Annotated in this window: 13 protein-coding genes and 1 pseudogene; 7 read left to right on the top strand and 7 right to left on the bottom strand. The window is 64.6% G+C overall.

Annotated elements, in window-relative coordinates; translation table 11 throughout:
- Positions 1-51 precede the first annotated feature (51 nt).
- Positions 52-1,143: a hypothetical protein gene (locus tag F1542_RS14870; RefSeq protein ID WP_193733724.1), complete on the top strand. Its 1,092-nt coding sequence runs from the start codon at positions 52-54 to the stop codon at positions 1,141-1,143.
- A 179-nt stretch (positions 1,144-1,322) separates the two neighbouring features.
- On the opposite strand, the gene F1542_RS14865 is transcribed toward F1542_RS14870, so the two are convergent.
- From F1542_RS14865 to F1542_RS14845, 5 genes are all read right to left on the bottom strand, one after another.
- Positions 1,323-1,934, bottom strand: a complete 612-nt coding sequence (locus F1542_RS14865; protein ID WP_193733723.1) for a Smr/MutS family protein — start codon at positions 1,932-1,934, stop codon at positions 1,323-1,325.
- A gap of 146 nt (positions 1,935-2,080) precedes the next feature.
- Positions 2,081-3,493 (bottom strand): cytochrome-c peroxidase, encoded by a 1,413-nt coding sequence (locus F1542_RS14860; protein WP_193733722.1) that lies wholly within the window; start codon positions 3,491-3,493, stop codon positions 2,081-2,083.
- Between the two features lie 84 nt (positions 3,494-3,577).
- A complete protein-coding gene (locus tag F1542_RS14855; protein WP_193733721.1) occupies positions 3,578-4,468 on the bottom strand; it encodes a site-specific DNA-methyltransferase in 891 nt (296 codons plus the stop codon).
- Positions 4,469-4,503: 35 nt separating this feature from the next.
- Entirely contained in the window at positions 4,504-5,730 is a 1,227-nt protein-coding gene (locus F1542_RS14850; protein WP_193733720.1) for a murein transglycosylase A, read from the bottom strand.
- A 56-nt stretch (positions 5,731-5,786) separates the two neighbouring features.
- Positions 5,787-6,473, bottom strand: a complete 687-nt coding sequence (locus F1542_RS14845) for a Tim44/TimA family putative adaptor protein (protein WP_193733719.1) — start codon at positions 6,471-6,473, stop codon at positions 5,787-5,789.
- A gap of 203 nt (positions 6,474-6,676) precedes the next feature.
- Here F1542_RS14845 and secB point away from each other — a divergent pair, with 203 nt between their 5' ends.
- Entirely contained in the window at positions 6,677-7,198 is a 522-nt protein-coding gene (gene secB, locus F1542_RS14840; RefSeq protein WP_193733718.1) for a protein-export chaperone SecB, read from the top strand.
- A gap of 233 nt (positions 7,199-7,431) precedes the next feature.
- Here secB and F1542_RS14835 read toward each other — a convergent pair whose 3' ends face one another.
- Positions 7,432-8,175 carry a uroporphyrinogen-III synthase gene (locus F1542_RS14835; RefSeq protein WP_227672772.1) on the bottom strand — a complete coding sequence of 248 codons (744 nt, stop codon included), beginning with the start codon at positions 8,173-8,175 and terminating at the stop codon, positions 7,432-7,434.
- On the bottom strand, positions 8,162-9,244 hold the full coding sequence (hemC, locus tag F1542_RS14830; RefSeq protein ID WP_193733717.1) for a hydroxymethylbilane synthase: 1,083 nt from the start codon (positions 9,242-9,244) through the stop codon (positions 8,162-8,164). The genes F1542_RS14835 and hemC overlap by 14 nt, the downstream gene beginning before the upstream one ends.
- Before the next feature lie 71 nt (positions 9,245-9,315).
- Here hemC and tsaD point away from each other — a divergent pair, with 71 nt between their 5' ends.
- The 5 genes and pseudogenes from tsaD to F1542_RS14805 form a co-directional block, all read left to right on the top strand.
- The gene (tsaD, locus tag F1542_RS14825) at positions 9,316-10,416 is read left to right on the top strand and encodes a tRNA (adenosine(37)-N6)-threonylcarbamoyltransferase complex transferase subunit TsaD (protein ID WP_193733716.1); all 1,101 of its coding nucleotides are present in this window, start codon (positions 9,316-9,318) and stop codon (positions 10,414-10,416) included.
- Between the two features lie 193 nt (positions 10,417-10,609).
- On the top strand, positions 10,610-11,581 hold the full coding sequence (locus F1542_RS14820; protein WP_193733715.1) for an NAD(P)H-dependent glycerol-3-phosphate dehydrogenase: 972 nt from the start codon (positions 10,610-10,612) through the stop codon (positions 11,579-11,581).
- A 106-nt stretch (positions 11,582-11,687) separates the two neighbouring features.
- Positions 11,688-12,173 (top strand): glutathione peroxidase, encoded by a 486-nt coding sequence (locus F1542_RS14815; protein ID WP_010507681.1) that lies wholly within the window; start codon positions 11,688-11,690, stop codon positions 12,171-12,173.
- Between the two features lie 36 nt (positions 12,174-12,209).
- Positions 12,210-13,772 carry a murein biosynthesis integral membrane protein MurJ gene (murJ, locus tag F1542_RS14810; RefSeq protein WP_193733714.1) on the top strand — a complete coding sequence of 521 codons (1,563 nt, stop codon included), beginning with the start codon at positions 12,210-12,212 and terminating at the stop codon, positions 13,770-13,772.
- Positions 13,773-13,832: 60 nt separating this feature from the next.
- A pseudogene (locus F1542_RS14805) lies at positions 13,833-14,609 on the top strand (DNA mismatch repair protein MutS); the annotation flags it as partial.

The following is a 14,609-nucleotide window of genomic DNA, read 5'->3' as shown; positions in this document are numbered from 1 at the left end:
CCCCTGCCGCGCCATGCGGATGGACGGGACCGCACCCGTGCGGTCACGGTCATGATCGGCCGACGGACCCTGCTGGCTCTTCTGGCTGGTGGGACAATGGCAGCGCCAATGCGGCGGGGGACTGCGTCCGAACTCCCGCGTGAACGCCTGCCCATGCCTGCGGGCATGGCAGGCGGGGCAGGGCTGCTTATGGCGGGAAACCAGAGCGCCATGGCCGACCGGTGGAAGCCGCTCCTGCCCGGCGCGCTGGCGCAGGGGCTGGGCCTGCCCACCCCCCTGCCGGTGCGCGATACCGTGGGACAGGACGGGGTGACCGGGGCCAACCTGTTCGATTCCCAGTTCGCGTCCGATGGCATGATGGCGCTGGCCGCACCCGGTTCGGCGCTTGTCGCCTCCCTGTGCGGTGACCCGCGCGTGCATTTTGACTACAGCCGCTGGCTGCCCCTGCTGATCAGCACGACGATGCCGGTGGTGATCGGGCGCGCGCAGTTGCACCACAGCCTTGGCAGTTTCATACGTGACCGGCCCGTACGGATTGCCGTATCGACCCTGACGGGTATCGAACTGCCCACCATACTGGCCATGAGCCTGTTCGGGCTGCGTCCCATTCCCGTCACCGGATTTGCCACGCCACAGGCCGCGGCAGACGCCCTGCGCGCCAACCAGGTCGATACCATACAGATCACCGACCCGCTGGGCACGCCCGAGACCACCGCACTGGTCAGCAGTCTGGCACATACCGGTTTTCCCGCCCTGTTCACCCTCGGCACGCAGGCCGAGCCACTCACCCTGCCCGACCAGCAGGTCATGAGCATGCAAAGCCGCCTGCAGCAGGATGCACATTCCGCCCTGCATGACCTGCTTTACGCCGCATGGAAGCCGCTGGCGGCGGCGGCCGGCGTGGATCTCGCCCTGGTGCTGCCCATGCTGACCCAACCCGCGACACTGGCCCGGTGGCGCGCGGCCACGGCACAGGCCATACGTGACAGCACCGTGCGTACCATGGCGCAGGATACCGGCCGCGTCCTGCTGACCGGCACCGATGCGACGGAGACACTGCGGCTGGCGGCAGGGGATACGTCCGCCATCATGACGCTACGCCGCTGGCTGGCCGTCCATCTGCCGACATGGCGACTGGGCTGACGTTACCTGCCGTTTTTTAGAGACTGTTTGATAAAGTCAGTCCGGGAACACCGGACAATCATAAGAAAGTTTTTGGTGAAGCTTTTTTCAAAAAGCTTCGAGAGAACGCCGCCTTTTTGAAAAAAGGCGACACCCAAAAACCTTTACTTTTTATCCAGCAAGCTGTTTCAAACGATCTTTCACAAACCGTTGCCACGCACCGACCGGCGCAGCAGCACGCGCACCGCGCCCTGATTGGCGGCATGCGGGTGCACGACCGCAAGGATCAGCCGTCCCAGGTCGCCACGCCCCAGCCAGAACGGCAGTTCACGGCGCAGGATGCCGCCATTATGGCCGCTGCCCAGACCGGTTATGATCTCGACACAGCGCACATTGTCCGCATGCGCCTGAATCAGGAAGCCATGCAGGCGGTGAAACGCCGTCTGCGCCACCTGCCCATGCAGGTCCAGCCTGCGGGCCGGGCGCAGCTTTCCACTGACCAGCCCGCGCCAGCTTGTATCATCCAGCCCCGGCCTGCGCACGCCAATTTCAAATGCCCCGCCCTTTCCTTTCTGCACGGTCAGGCTGTGACTGGCAGTGCCATGCACCGCATGCACGCCACCCGCTGTCAGCCGTTGCATGATGGCGGCGCGGCTCATGCCGGGTTTTGCCGGGACACTGGGGGGAATGGCTGGTGGTTCAGGTGGCAGGGCCACGGGTTTTGCCTGCCGGGCGGTCCGCAATGGCGCGATCCCATGCGCGAAGGCCGCCCACAGGGCCTGTTCCTCCTCGTTCAGTCTGCGCTGCCTCACGGTATGATTCCTTTCTGCGGACCGCTATCCGTGGCCATAGAATCATACCCCGCCCGGCAGGTCCATGTTTTCGGGCATTCCCCCATACGCAAAAACCCTGCCGCATTGGCGGCAGGGCCTGCGTTCCCGAACGGACATGAACCGTATTACGGTGCCGTATTATGCAGGGTCTCGCCCTGGTAACGTCCGGTCAGTGTGTTGAGGAAGGCCACGATATCCGCCACGTCCTGATCGGAAATGTCATGGTCGGGCGTCTGGTAACGCGCCATGTCACGCACGGCACCGTCCAGCGTCTTGATGCTGCCATCATGGAAATAGGGTCCGGTCAGCGCGATGTTGCGCAGGTTGGGCACCTTGAAACGTTCCATGTCGGCGGGATCGTGGGTCACTTCAAAGCGTCCCTTGTCCGCATCCGTCAGCTTGCCGCCACGGGCCGAGAAGTAATTGCCTTCCAGCCCCAGCGGCTCGAACGCCTGTCCACCCATGGATGGGCCGGTATGGCAGCCTGAACAGCCAATCTGCTTGAACAGCGCATAACCATGCTTTTCCTGGGTGTTCAGCGCCGCGTCATCCCCCTTGAGATACTGGTCAAAGCGGCCGTCAGGCGTCACCAGCGTCTTTTCGTATTCCCCAATGGCGTCGGTAATGGTGTTTTCATCAATCGTGTCGCTGCCATACGCGGCCTGGAAATCCGGGGCGTAGGTCGGGTCTTCACGCAGGCGGGCCGCAACCGATGTCCAGTCATGCGATCCCATCTCGACCGGGTTCATGACAGGGCCTGCCGCCTGCTGCGCCAGCGTGCCCGCACGGCCGTTCCAGAACTGCCATTTGTTGAACACCGCATCATAGACGGTGGGGACATTGATCGGCCCCTTCTGCCCATGGATGCCGGTGGCGGTGACCAGTCCATCCACGCCACCGTGCTGCAGGCTGTGGCAGCTGGCGCAGTTCAGCGTGCCATCACCGGACAGCTTGCGGTCAAAGAACAGGCGCTGGCCCAGCGCGACCTTGTGGCTGTCCACCGGCACGGATTCGGGCACGGGCTGCACCGGTTCGGCGGCAAAGCGGTCGGCAACGCCCGGCGTCGCGTAATGCTGGCGGCGCACCTGCGCGATCCATGTCAGCATGCTTTCACGCTGGGCCGCCGAGAGGTGGGCATGCCAGTGCATGAGCAGATACAGCGTGGGGGGCATGCGGTTCTGATTGATGACTTCTTCAATACGGGCCAGCGGTTCCTGATCGGGCACGCCACCATTCTGCAGGGCATTGATGACCGGTTCCACACGGAAATGCCGCAGCCCCTGATCCCGATCATGGCTCATCAGCGTATTGGCGACGGGCAGGCTGAAATAGAACGGCAGGTCAACCCTGGCCGCGTGGCAGTAGTCGCACCGGGCTTCGCGTATGACATTCAGCGCGGCAGCCGATGTCGCGTCCACCCCTGCCCCCGCAGGCGCCGGTGCGGTTGCATGATCGAAATGGGTCAGATAGGCGACCGTTCCCCCATACGCCACGATACCCGCAGCCACCAATGCCGCCACTGCTGTTTTAACCGACATGCATAAACCCCCTGTCCCTTGCTTGAGTGGGTTTCTGGCCGATTCAGGGATTATTTGTCAAAATAATCGTTTAAATGAAAACCATCAAAGTTTTCGATCATCTGTCCCGGCCGCGCCATCCACCTGCGCCTGCATGGCCTGCCGTACCCTTTGTCGGGCGACATTGACATAGATGGTATCCAGGTCGATTCCGATACCCTGTCCCCCTTCGCGTACGGCGGCGACCAGCGTGGTGCCCGTCCCCATGAACGGGTCCAGCACCACGGGTGCCGGCTTGCCATGCAGGCGGATGCACATCTGCGGCAGCAGCACGGGAAATGTGCCGGGATGGTGGAATTTCTGTGCCTTTCCCTGCACGGTTTCATATGGGATGAACCATGTATCGCCCCGGCAACGCCGGTCCTGCCGGTGGCCCCGGCGCACGATATTGGACTTGTCCATGTAGGGCACGCCGATATCCAGACGTTTCAGCCCGACATTGCCCGTACGTGTCAGGTGGAACAGATGTTCGTGATTGCGATTCAGATAGCGGTGACTGTTGACCGGCTTGAAATGCCCGTGCGTTTCCGTTCCCACCGAAATCGACTTGACCCAGGTGATATGGTTCTGCAGCACGAACAGTTCACGCAGCCGTACCATCAGTTCAAATGGCAGCCATGGCTGCGCCGAGGAACCGGCGACATTGAGGAAGAACGACCCGTCAGGACGCATGACGCGACGCACCTCACGCGCGACCTCAACCATCCAGTCCAGATAGCCGTCTTCCTCCAGCCGGTCGCGGTACGTGCGGTATTTCAGGCCGATATTGTACGGCGGCGACGTTACGACCACGTCCACGCTGTCAGGTTCCATGCGACGCATGGCCCGGATGCAGTCGCCACGCACCAGCAGGTGCGGCCCCTCGGTATGGCGGACAGTCCGCGGCAGGCGGGTCTGGGGTGCGCAAGCCTGCCCCGCGCGGGGTCGCCCTGTCATGATGCTACTACGCTCTTCACTCCGCTCATGCGGATCTAGTGTGTGGGCTTGTGTGTCTTTTTTGTCGGCTCGGCAGCAGAACGGGGCACCAGCACGATCATCTGCCCGGTCGAACGCAGGTTGCCAGCCGCCTGTGCCGCCTCCGGCCCCCAGCCCATATACAGGTCGGCGCGGTCAGGTCCCTTGATGTCGGTGCCCAGGTCCTGTGCAAAATCAAGCCGGTTCCATGTCACGGGGTGTCCATCCACGGGCACCTGCGCCTGCACCCATACCGGGCTGCCTAGCGGAATGAAATCCCGGTCCACCGCCATGGAACGGCCCGGCGTCAACGCAACCCCCAGCGCGCCCGGCGCACCGGCCTGCGTATCGTCATGATCCAGTTCGCGGAAAAAGACATAATTCGGGTTCTGTTCCATCATGTCCGTGGCCTTGTCCGGATTCGCCTCAAGCCAGCCACGGATGGACGCCATGCTTACGTCGTCGGCGCCCAGCAGGCCCTGTGCCACCATCACGCGGCCCAGCGGCACGTAAGGCTGGCCATTCAGGCCATCAAAGCCAAGGCGGATCACCTTGTCATTGGGCAGGCGCACCCTGCCCGCGCCCTGCAGTTGCAGGAAGAACAGATCAACCGGGTCCGCCAGCCACAGCAGTTCAAGCTTTTTATGCGCAAGCTCGCCCTGATCAATCTGCGCGCGGGTCCAGTACGGCACGATCCGCCCATCCTGGCTGCGCCCGGTCACGACCTTGCCCTGCGCGTCGCGTTCGCGCACCAGATCGGGCGGACGGCGATAGACCGGGGTCTGGTAAATGCCACCACGACGCAGGGAACCACGGATTTCGGGTTCATAATATCCGGTGAACAGCGTGCCATCCGTCCGTTTGCCCGCAGGCAGGGTATAGGGCACGAACCACTGTTCAAAAAACGCCTGCGCCGCGGCGCGATCACCTGCGGGCACGTCGCGCGCGGCGTTACAGGCTGCCTGCCAGTCACCGACCTGCCGCCCGGCATATTTTATGCCGTCCCCGCCCAGGGTGCTGTCAGCAGGCAGGCTGCCGACCTTGTGACAGTCCTGCAGGAAGACCGGCAACGCATCTTCCAACGCATCATCCTTCCATCCCGGCAGGGCATTGAAGGAAACGGGCCGGGCATGGCCTGATTTATGATGTCCACGTGGGGCCTGGGGCGCCCCAAGGTTGGGGCCTTCCCCGATATGACATCCGCATAGGGTAATAGCGACGCACAGCGGCGCCAGACGCTTCATGACTTTCATGCACACAGACTGATCACGGATTTATCGATAAATTATGGCAGGGCGGCCTACGCGCTGCGGCTGGCCCCGAGACGCCAGCCCGCGCCATCGGTGTTGACACCCAGAAGACGTTCGAACGTCCACAGGTCCGAAAATTCCGTCACGGCATCCACACCGGCCACGGGCTGGTTATTGCTGTCCACGGTCAGGCTGATCTGGTCTGACACGATCCGGACCTCGATCCGGGCCAGCGGGTTCGGGCCGGCTGCCTCGTCAATCTCCGCGCCAATGATGGCGATATCGGTAATGTCCCTGATTTCGCTGCGCAGGACTTCGCCTGCCTGCTGGCGGGACTGGATCGCGGCCTCGAAGGCGGAAAACGTCGCGGCCGTCAGGTGCTGGCGCAGCACGTTCAGGTCCCCCGCCGCATACGCGCCGACGATCTGGCGGAAGGCGGCCTCGGTTCCCCTGGCAAAATCCTGCGGGGTGAAACCGGGCTGCAGCGTGCCGATACGGGCCAGCACGCCACCCACCCGCGTATCGGGGGTGGGAATGTCATAATTGATGGCAGGCGGCGGCGGTTCGGGCTTCTGTTCCACAACATTCGCGGCCATGGGCGGCGGCGCCATGGGGCGCGGGGCCGGTTCCGCGCCAACACGGCGGCCAAGAATGCTGCGCAGTCGCAGAACAAGGAATACAGCCACCAGCCCCAGAACAATCAGATCCAGCGGAAAATGACCAAAAGAAAAATTCATGCCGCGCGCGTCCATAATGCAGGCGGGTCCCCTGCCCAGATTACCCTGCGCAACAACATAGGCAACGGCCGGAGCCAGCACAATGCGCAAGGACCGTTAAAATTCCGACAGCTGGTATGGCATCGCCCGCGGACCCATGCTACGGCCAGAGAATACGGTATTCATTTCTTTTTTCCGCATATCTCCGGGGAATACAGACAAGCATGTCCGACACGACTCAGACGCCCACCCCTGAAAACGGCCAGAGCGCCCCTCCGGCGCTACCGCTGGCGATCAACCTGCAGTATATCAAGGACCTTTCGTTTGAAGTGCCCGCTGGCGCGGAAATCTTCGCGACCCTGCGCACGAACCCGCAGATTTCGGTCAACATCGACGTGCAGGCCAACCGCCTGGAGCAGGATCAGCCGGTGTTCGAGGTGGTCCTGACCGTAAAGGCCGAAGCCAGTGAAGCCCCGCAGCAGGAAGGTGGCCCCGCCGGCCGCCCGGTCTTCATTGCCGAACTGTCCTATGCCGCGATCGCGACACTGAACAACCCGCCGGCCGAACTGATCGAGCCGATCCTGCTGGTGGAAGTGCCGCGCCTGATCTTCCCGTATGTGCGCAACATCCTCAGCGAAGTCACGCGCGATGGCGGATTCCCGCCCGTAGTGCTGCAGCCGATCGACTTCGTGGCGCTGTGGCAGGCCAAGCGTAACTCCTTCGACCAGACGCCGGGCCACGCCTGATCCATACAGGCACGCACGGATACCAGCGGCTGTTTCAGGGCAACCTGACGCTACGGGACAATAAAAGTTTCTGGGTGCCCCCTTTTCCCAAAAAGGGGGATGCCTTCTGAAGCTTTTTGAAAAAAGCTTCACCAAAAACGTCCTTATCACTCTGCGGGTTTTCAGGAACAGTCCTTAATGAACGGGCCGGGGCGCATGCTCCGGCCTTTTTTCATGGCCGGGACGACGCGATTTCAGGGGGCATCATGGGGCAGGCAGTCCAGCATGGCGTCCTGATCGGGACGCGCGGCCACGCGTATGCCATCCCAGCGCGCACCCGCACCAAGGACGGCAGCAACCCCATCTGACATGGCGATAGCCTCCACCGCCACCAACAGGGATGCAAGCGCGGGCGTCAGGGCCGCGATGAAGGCTTCCGCCGTACGGGTGGAATAGAACATCACCGCCGCAACCTGCCCCGCCTGCAAAGCCGCGACAGCATCCGGCGGCAGGCATGTTGCAGGCCGCACGATGTATACGCAGCGCCGCAGCACCCGGTATCCCTGCCCTCGCAGCGCCACGGCCATGTCCTGCCCATAACCCTGCCCCACCGCCAGCAGCAGCCGGGACGTGGGCGACATGGCGGCCTGCAGCAGCGCCGTCAGGTCATCCGCCGTGCCGGATGCGGCCGTGACATGAACAAATCCCGCCGCACGGGCACGCCGCGCGGTGGCAGCCCCCACGACGTAACACGGAATGTCATGCAGTTGCGGGTCGGTCAGGCTGCCTACGGCCTGCCCACTGGTCAGGACGATGGCATCAGGACGGAATGTACCGATGGAAAGCGCGCATTGCCTGACACGCAGCATGGGGGCGGCGACGGGATGCAGCCCTCGCGCCGCCACCGCCGCCATGGTGGGGGCAAGCCCCGGCGGCGGACGGGTCACGATCACCCCCGCGCGCATGGCGGGGGATGGGGGCTGGTTACGGCTGTTCAACAAAAATATCGGCGGGACTGTCGGCACGCAGGCTGCGGCCAAGGTCACGGCCCAGACGCGCCGCATCCGCCGGTGCGCCACTGATCGAACGCTTGAGCAGGAAGGTCCCGTCCTCACGCGCGACAAGGCCGGTCAGGTGCAGTTCCGGCGCGCCCCCGGCCACGACCGGGATCAGGCGGGCATAGCCACCGATCGGCGTGCGGCATGATCCATCGAGTTCAGCCAGCAGCGCGCGTTCGGCCGTGGCGACGGCGCGGGCTTCGTAATCCTCGATCGCGGACAGCAGTTCACGCAGTTCGATATCGCTTTCGCGCACCGTGACCCCGACAATGCCCTGCCCCGCCGCAGGCACCATGATGGTGGGATCAAGGATCACGTCGGCACGGTCTTCCATGCCAAGGCGGCGCAGCCCGGCACAGGCCAGCAGCGTTGCATCGCACTGCCGCGCCGCCAGCTTGTCCAGCCGCGTCTGCACATTGCCACGCAGCAGGCCGAATTTCAGGTCGGGACGCACATGCAGCATCTGCGCCTGACGCCGGACGGAGGCACAGCCCACCAGCGCGCCCTGCGGCAGGACCGCATACGGATCGGCGGGATCAGGGTCCCCACAGTCCGGACCAAGGATCAGGGCGTCGCGCGCGTCCTCGCGCTTGAGGGTGCAGGCCAACACCAGCCCCGGTGGCAGCGTGGTTTCAAGATCCTTCAGGCTGTGGACGGCGAAATCGATCCGGCCATCCAGCAGCGCATCGTGAATTTCCTTGGCGAACAGGCCCTTGCCGCCAATTTCCGCCAGCTTGCGGTTCTGCACCTGGTCGCCGGTGGTGCTGATCTGGTGTTCCTGGAACGCGCCCATGTCACGCAGCACGGGACAGAAACGGGTCAGCAGCGTCAGGAACGCCCGTGTCTGCACCAGCGCAAGCGGGGAAGCGCGCGTCCCGACCTTCAGCGGCAACTGCCGGCGGTGGGGTTCGGGATGTGTGGCTTCCTTTCGCTGGCGTGCAGCGGCCTCGGCCGCGACTTTCTGTAGCGCGGACGATGGAAACGGGGCTGATGGCTTTGCGGACTCCATATCGCGTGTCTATTACCGCACCGCGATAAAGGAAAGATGACATTCGGCACATCCGGATTGTAAATTACGCCATGCCCCATACCGAACCGACATGCCCCGATCTGCCAACGCCCGTTATGGCCATTGAATCTTCGTGCGATGACACGGCCTGCGCGATCGTTACGACAGGCGGCCAGATCCTGGCAGAAGCGACATTATCGCAATCCGGCCATGTGCCATTTGGCGGGGTCGTGCCCGAAATCGCTGCCCGCGCCCATCTTGGCGCACTGCCTGCGCTGGTGCGCGACACGCTGCGCGCGGCTGGCATGCAGCCACACGAACTGGGTGCGGTCGCCGCAAGCTGCGGGCCGGGGCTGATTGGCGGGCTGATCGTGGGGGCCGACATGGGCAAGGGCATGGCCATCGCGCTGGACCGGCCCTTCATTGCCGTCAACCACATCGAAGCCCACGCCCTGACCGCGCGCCTGCCCGGTGTCGCCAGCAATGGCGCGCCGTTCCCCTATCTGCTGCTGCTGGTATCGGGTGGGCATTGCCAGTGCATCGCGGTGGAAGGGGTTGGCCATTACCGCAGGCTGGGCGGCACGATTGACGACGCGGCGGGCGAGGCCTTCGACAAGGTAGCCAAGATGCTTGGCCTTGGCTGGCCCGGCGGCCCGGCGGTGGAACAGCTTGCGCGTGAGGGCGACCCGCATGCCGTGTCCCTGCCGCGCCCACTGATGGGGCGGCCGGGATGTGATTTTTCCTTCTCCGGCCTCAAGACCGCCGTGGCGCAGAAACTGCCCACCGAGGTCCGCGCCGCCCTGCCCCGCCAGCAGGCCGCCGATATCGCCGCAAGCTTCCAGCAGGCGGTCAGCGATATCGTGATCGACCGCCTTGGCCACGCGCTGGAGATGATGGAACGCCCGACCACGCTGGTTGTGGCGGGCGGGGTGGCTGCCAACGGCGTCCTGCGCGCACGGCTGCAGGAATTCGCCACGGCGCATGGCCTGCCCTTCGCCGCCCCGCCGCTGCGGCTGTGCACGGATAATGCGGTCATGGTGGCATGGGCCGCGATCGAGACCATGCGCGCACGCGCGGCCCTTGGCCTGCCCATACCCAATGACATCGCCATGCGCCCACGCCCGCGCTGGCCGCTGTCGGAAATGGCGCAGCGCATGACGGTTGATGCCTGAAATCAATGCTTAAATAAGAAATTATAAAAGTTTCTGGGTGCCGCTTTTTTTCAAAAAGGCAGCGTTCCCTGAAGCTTTTTGAAAAAAGCTTCACCAAAAACTTCTTTATGATTTGCAGGCCGTTTTGTTAGCAGGCTGATAAGCAAACAACAAAAATGCCGGATACAGCACATAACCGTCAGGGAACAAACGGATGACCCATACCGCACGGATTGCCGTGATCGGCGCAGGCGCATGGGGAACGGCGCTGGCGCTGCAGGCCGCGCGCGCGGGTGCCGAAGTCGGCCTGTGGGCACGCAATCCCGCCACCATGTCCGCAGGCCGCGTCATGCCCCGCCTGCCCGGCTACGCCCTGCCACCCGGCATTACCGTAAGCGACGCCATGCCGCGTCAGGCCGACCTGATCCTGCTGGCCTGTCCCATGCAACACCTGCGCGCCATCGCCCGCACCGTCCCGCCCTGCGCGCCACTGATCGCGTGCTGCAAGGGGATCGAGCAGGCGACCGGCCTCATGCCGTTGCAGGTACTGGGGGAAATATTTCCCCACAGCGTGCTGGGCGTCCTGTCCGGTCCCAATTTCGCGCATGAAATCGCGGCTGGCCTGCCCGCCGCCGCCGTAATGGCCAGCACGGAACGCATGCAGGCCCGGCGGCTTGCGGACCTGCTGACCACGCCCGCCTTCCGCCTGTATGCCAGCGACGACCCGACGGGCGTGCAACTGGGGGGGGCCGCCAAAAATGTGGTGGCCATTGCCGCAGGGGCCACCATGGGGGCGAATCTGGGAGAAAATGCCCGCGCGGCCCTGATTACCCGCAGCATTGCTGAACTGTCGCGCCTGTCGCACGCGCTGGGCGGGCGGCCCGAGACGCTGTCGGGCCTTGCGGGAATCGGGGATCTGCTGCTGACCTGCACGGGTGCGGCCTCACGCAATTACCGCCTTGGGCTGGCGATCGGTCAGGGCATGCCCGCGCAGCAGGCGGCAGATGCGCTGGAGGGCGTGGCCGAAGGCCGGGCGACCGCCCCGGCACTGCTGCAGCTTGCCCGCCAGCATGGCGTCAACACGCCGGTCATCGCCACCGTCACCAGCCTTCTGGCGGGCACGATCGACATGGATGACGCCAGCCAGCTGCTGCTGTCGCGCCCGGTCGGGCATGAATTTGCCTGACGGGCCCCCTCCGCCACATCCCACGTCTGCAAACAGGCGGCTTGACCCCCGGCATGTGACCCGGCAATCCGGTTACTCCGGCGCGCTTACGAAACCGAGCATCCCAATGACAACGATCTATGACTTTGTCCTGCCTGCCCTGAATGGTCCCGACATCGACCTGTCCAAATTGCGGGGCAAGCCGATCCTGATCGCCAATACGGCGTCCAAATGCGGGTTCACGCCGCAGTATGAAGGGTTGCAGAGCCTGTGGACCACATGGCGCAGTCATGACCTGATGGTGATTGGCGTACCGTCGAGCGATTTCGGCAACCAGGAACCGGGCACGCCCGAGCAGATCACCACATTCTGCCAGCGCAACTACAACGTCACCTTTCCCCTGACCGCCAAGAGTCATGTGAAGGGACCGCAGGCGATACCCCTGTTCCGGTGGCTGGCGCGCGAGGGCGGGTTCCTGTCGCTGCCGCGCTGGAATTTCTACAAATACCTGATCGGGCGCGACGGGCAGCTGGTCAACTGGTTCACTTCCGTCACATCGCCCGAATCGCGGCGCGTGCGCATGGCGGTCGAACGGGCGGTGATGGATCACTGATGCCCCCATCATCCCCGCGCGCGTCATGCTGACACGATGCTGAAGGGTTTCCTGACCGTCAGCGGCTGGACCATGATCAGCCGCGTGCTGGGACTGGTGCGCGATCAGCTGCTTGCGGCCCTGCTGGGCACCGGGGCAGCGCAGGATGCGTACCAGATCGCCTTCCGCCTGCCCAACATGTTCCGCCGCCTGTTTGGCGAGGGCGCGCTGAACGCCGCCTTCGTGCCGCTGTTTTCCGCCCTGCTGGAACGTGAGGGGAAAGACACCGCGCGCCAGTTCGCCAGCGAGACGATGAGCGTCCTGCTGTCATGGCTGCTTTTGCTGACGGTGCTGGGGGAAATCTTCATGCCCGGCGTGCTGCGCCTGATCGCGCCGGGGTTCACGCATGGCGACGTGCGCGACACGCTGGCCATATCGCTCAGCCGCATCACCTTTCCCTACCTGCTGATGATCTGCGGGGCGGCGCTGGTGTCGGGCGTGCTGAACGGCATGCACCATTTTGGCGTGGCGGCGGCGGCCTATGTCAGCTTCAACGTCATCGGCATTGCCGCCATCGTGATCCTGCCGCCGCTGACGGGTGACGTTGCGCATGCCGCTGCATGGGGGGTGACCGCGTCGGGTGTGGTACAGTTCGGCATCCTGCTATATGCCGCGCACCGGGCGGGCATGCGCCTGCGCCTGGTCACGCCGTGCCTGACACCACGCATCCGCACGCTGCTGGCGCGCATGGGTGTGGGGCTGGTGGGCAGCGGGATCACGCAGATCAACTTTCTGGTCGATACCATCATCGCCACCCTGCTGCCTGCGGGCAGTGTCTCGCTCATGTATTTTGCCGATCGGGTGAACCAGCTGCCACTGGGCGTGCTGGGCGCTGCGGCGGGCACCACGCTGCTGCCGGTGCTGACGCGCCACCTTGCGGCGGATGACCTCGACGGGGCGCACCGTACCCAGAACCGGGCCATTTCCTATGCCTTGATCCTGACGCTGCCAGCGGCGGCGGGGCTGCTGGTCATTGCGGCGCCGGTCATGATGGCGCTGTTCGGGCATGGACATTTTTCAGCGCATGACGCGGTACTGTCGGCGCAGTCGCTGCGGGCCTATGCGCTGGGGCTGCCCGCCTTCGTGCTGGTCAAGGTTCTCTCGCCGGGGTTCTTCGCGCGCGGGGATACGCGCACGCCGGTGCTGGTGGGCATGGGCACGCTGGTGCTGAATTTCATCCTGAACATAAGCTTCATGCACTGGCTGGCGCATATCGGCCCGCCACTGGCCAGCAGCCTTGCGGCCATGGTCAATGCCGGCGTGCTGGCGTTCGTGCTGCTGCGGCGCGGCGCGCTGGTACCGGACCCGACGCTGGTGCGGCAACTGGCGGGCATGATCGTGTGTGCGGCAGTCATGGCCATGGGTCTGGTCATGCTGGGCCATACGCCGCTGGGCCATGCCATGCAGGCTGGCCCGGTCATGCGGATCGTGGATGTGGGGATAATGGTCACGCTGGGCATGGGCATCTACCTGCTGGCGCTGCAGGTTCTGGGGGTTGCGGACATGCGCCAGGCGATGGCCGCGATCAGCCGCCGCCTGCGCCGCAACCGGGCGGCATAGGGGAGTGCGGTCATGAAATCCGCACTGGCGAATCCCCCATCCCGCCGCTAGACACCGGACATGACATTCCCATCCCCCGAGGGTGCCACACCCGCCATGGCGCAGTGGTTTGCGCTGAAAGCCGAACACCCCGACGCCCTGCTGTTCTTCAGGATGGGGGATTTCTACGAACTGTTTTTCAATGACGCGGAAGCAGCCGCCGCTGCGCTGGACATATCGCTGACCGCGCGCGGCACGCATGGGGGCGAACCCATCGCCATGTGCGGGGTGCCGGTGCATGCGGCGCAGGCCTATCTGGCGCGGCTGATCCGGCGCGGGTTCCGTGTATCGGTAGCCGAACAGACCGAACAGCCCCGCAAGGGACGCCCCGCATCCAAGGGACCGCTGCGGCGCGAGGTCGTGCGCCTGATCACGCCGGGCACCCTGACCGAAGATGAACTGCTGGAGGCGGGACGGCAGAACCTGCTGGCCGCCATTATCTGCCCCACCGGGCGCGACACCAGCGATCCCGGCCTGGCATGGATCGATATCTCCACCGGCCTGTTTGAAACCGCGGCCGTCCCCGCGCGTGACCTGAACGACCTGCTGGGCCGTCTGGACCCGGCGGAAATCCTGTGCGCGGACAACGTGGAACTGGGTGATTTCGCGGGCCGCCGCACCCCCATCGTCCCGCCCGCCAGCGCCGACGCCGCGCGCCAGCGCATGGCCGAGGCCTTTGGCGTGGCCAGCCTTGACGCCTTTGGCACCTTCAGCGATGCGGAAGCCATGGCGGCGGCAGCGGCCATCGACTACATCCGCCGCAGCCAGGCAGGGCAGCTTCCCCGCCTGTCCCACCCC

The organism is Komagataeibacter sp. FXV3, from assembly GCF_015155755.1.
GTDB lineage: Bacteria > Pseudomonadota > Alphaproteobacteria > Acetobacterales > Acetobacteraceae > Komagataeibacter.
Note: the sequence above shows the minus strand (reverse complement) of the source record. Positions and strands in the feature narration are given on the sequence as shown.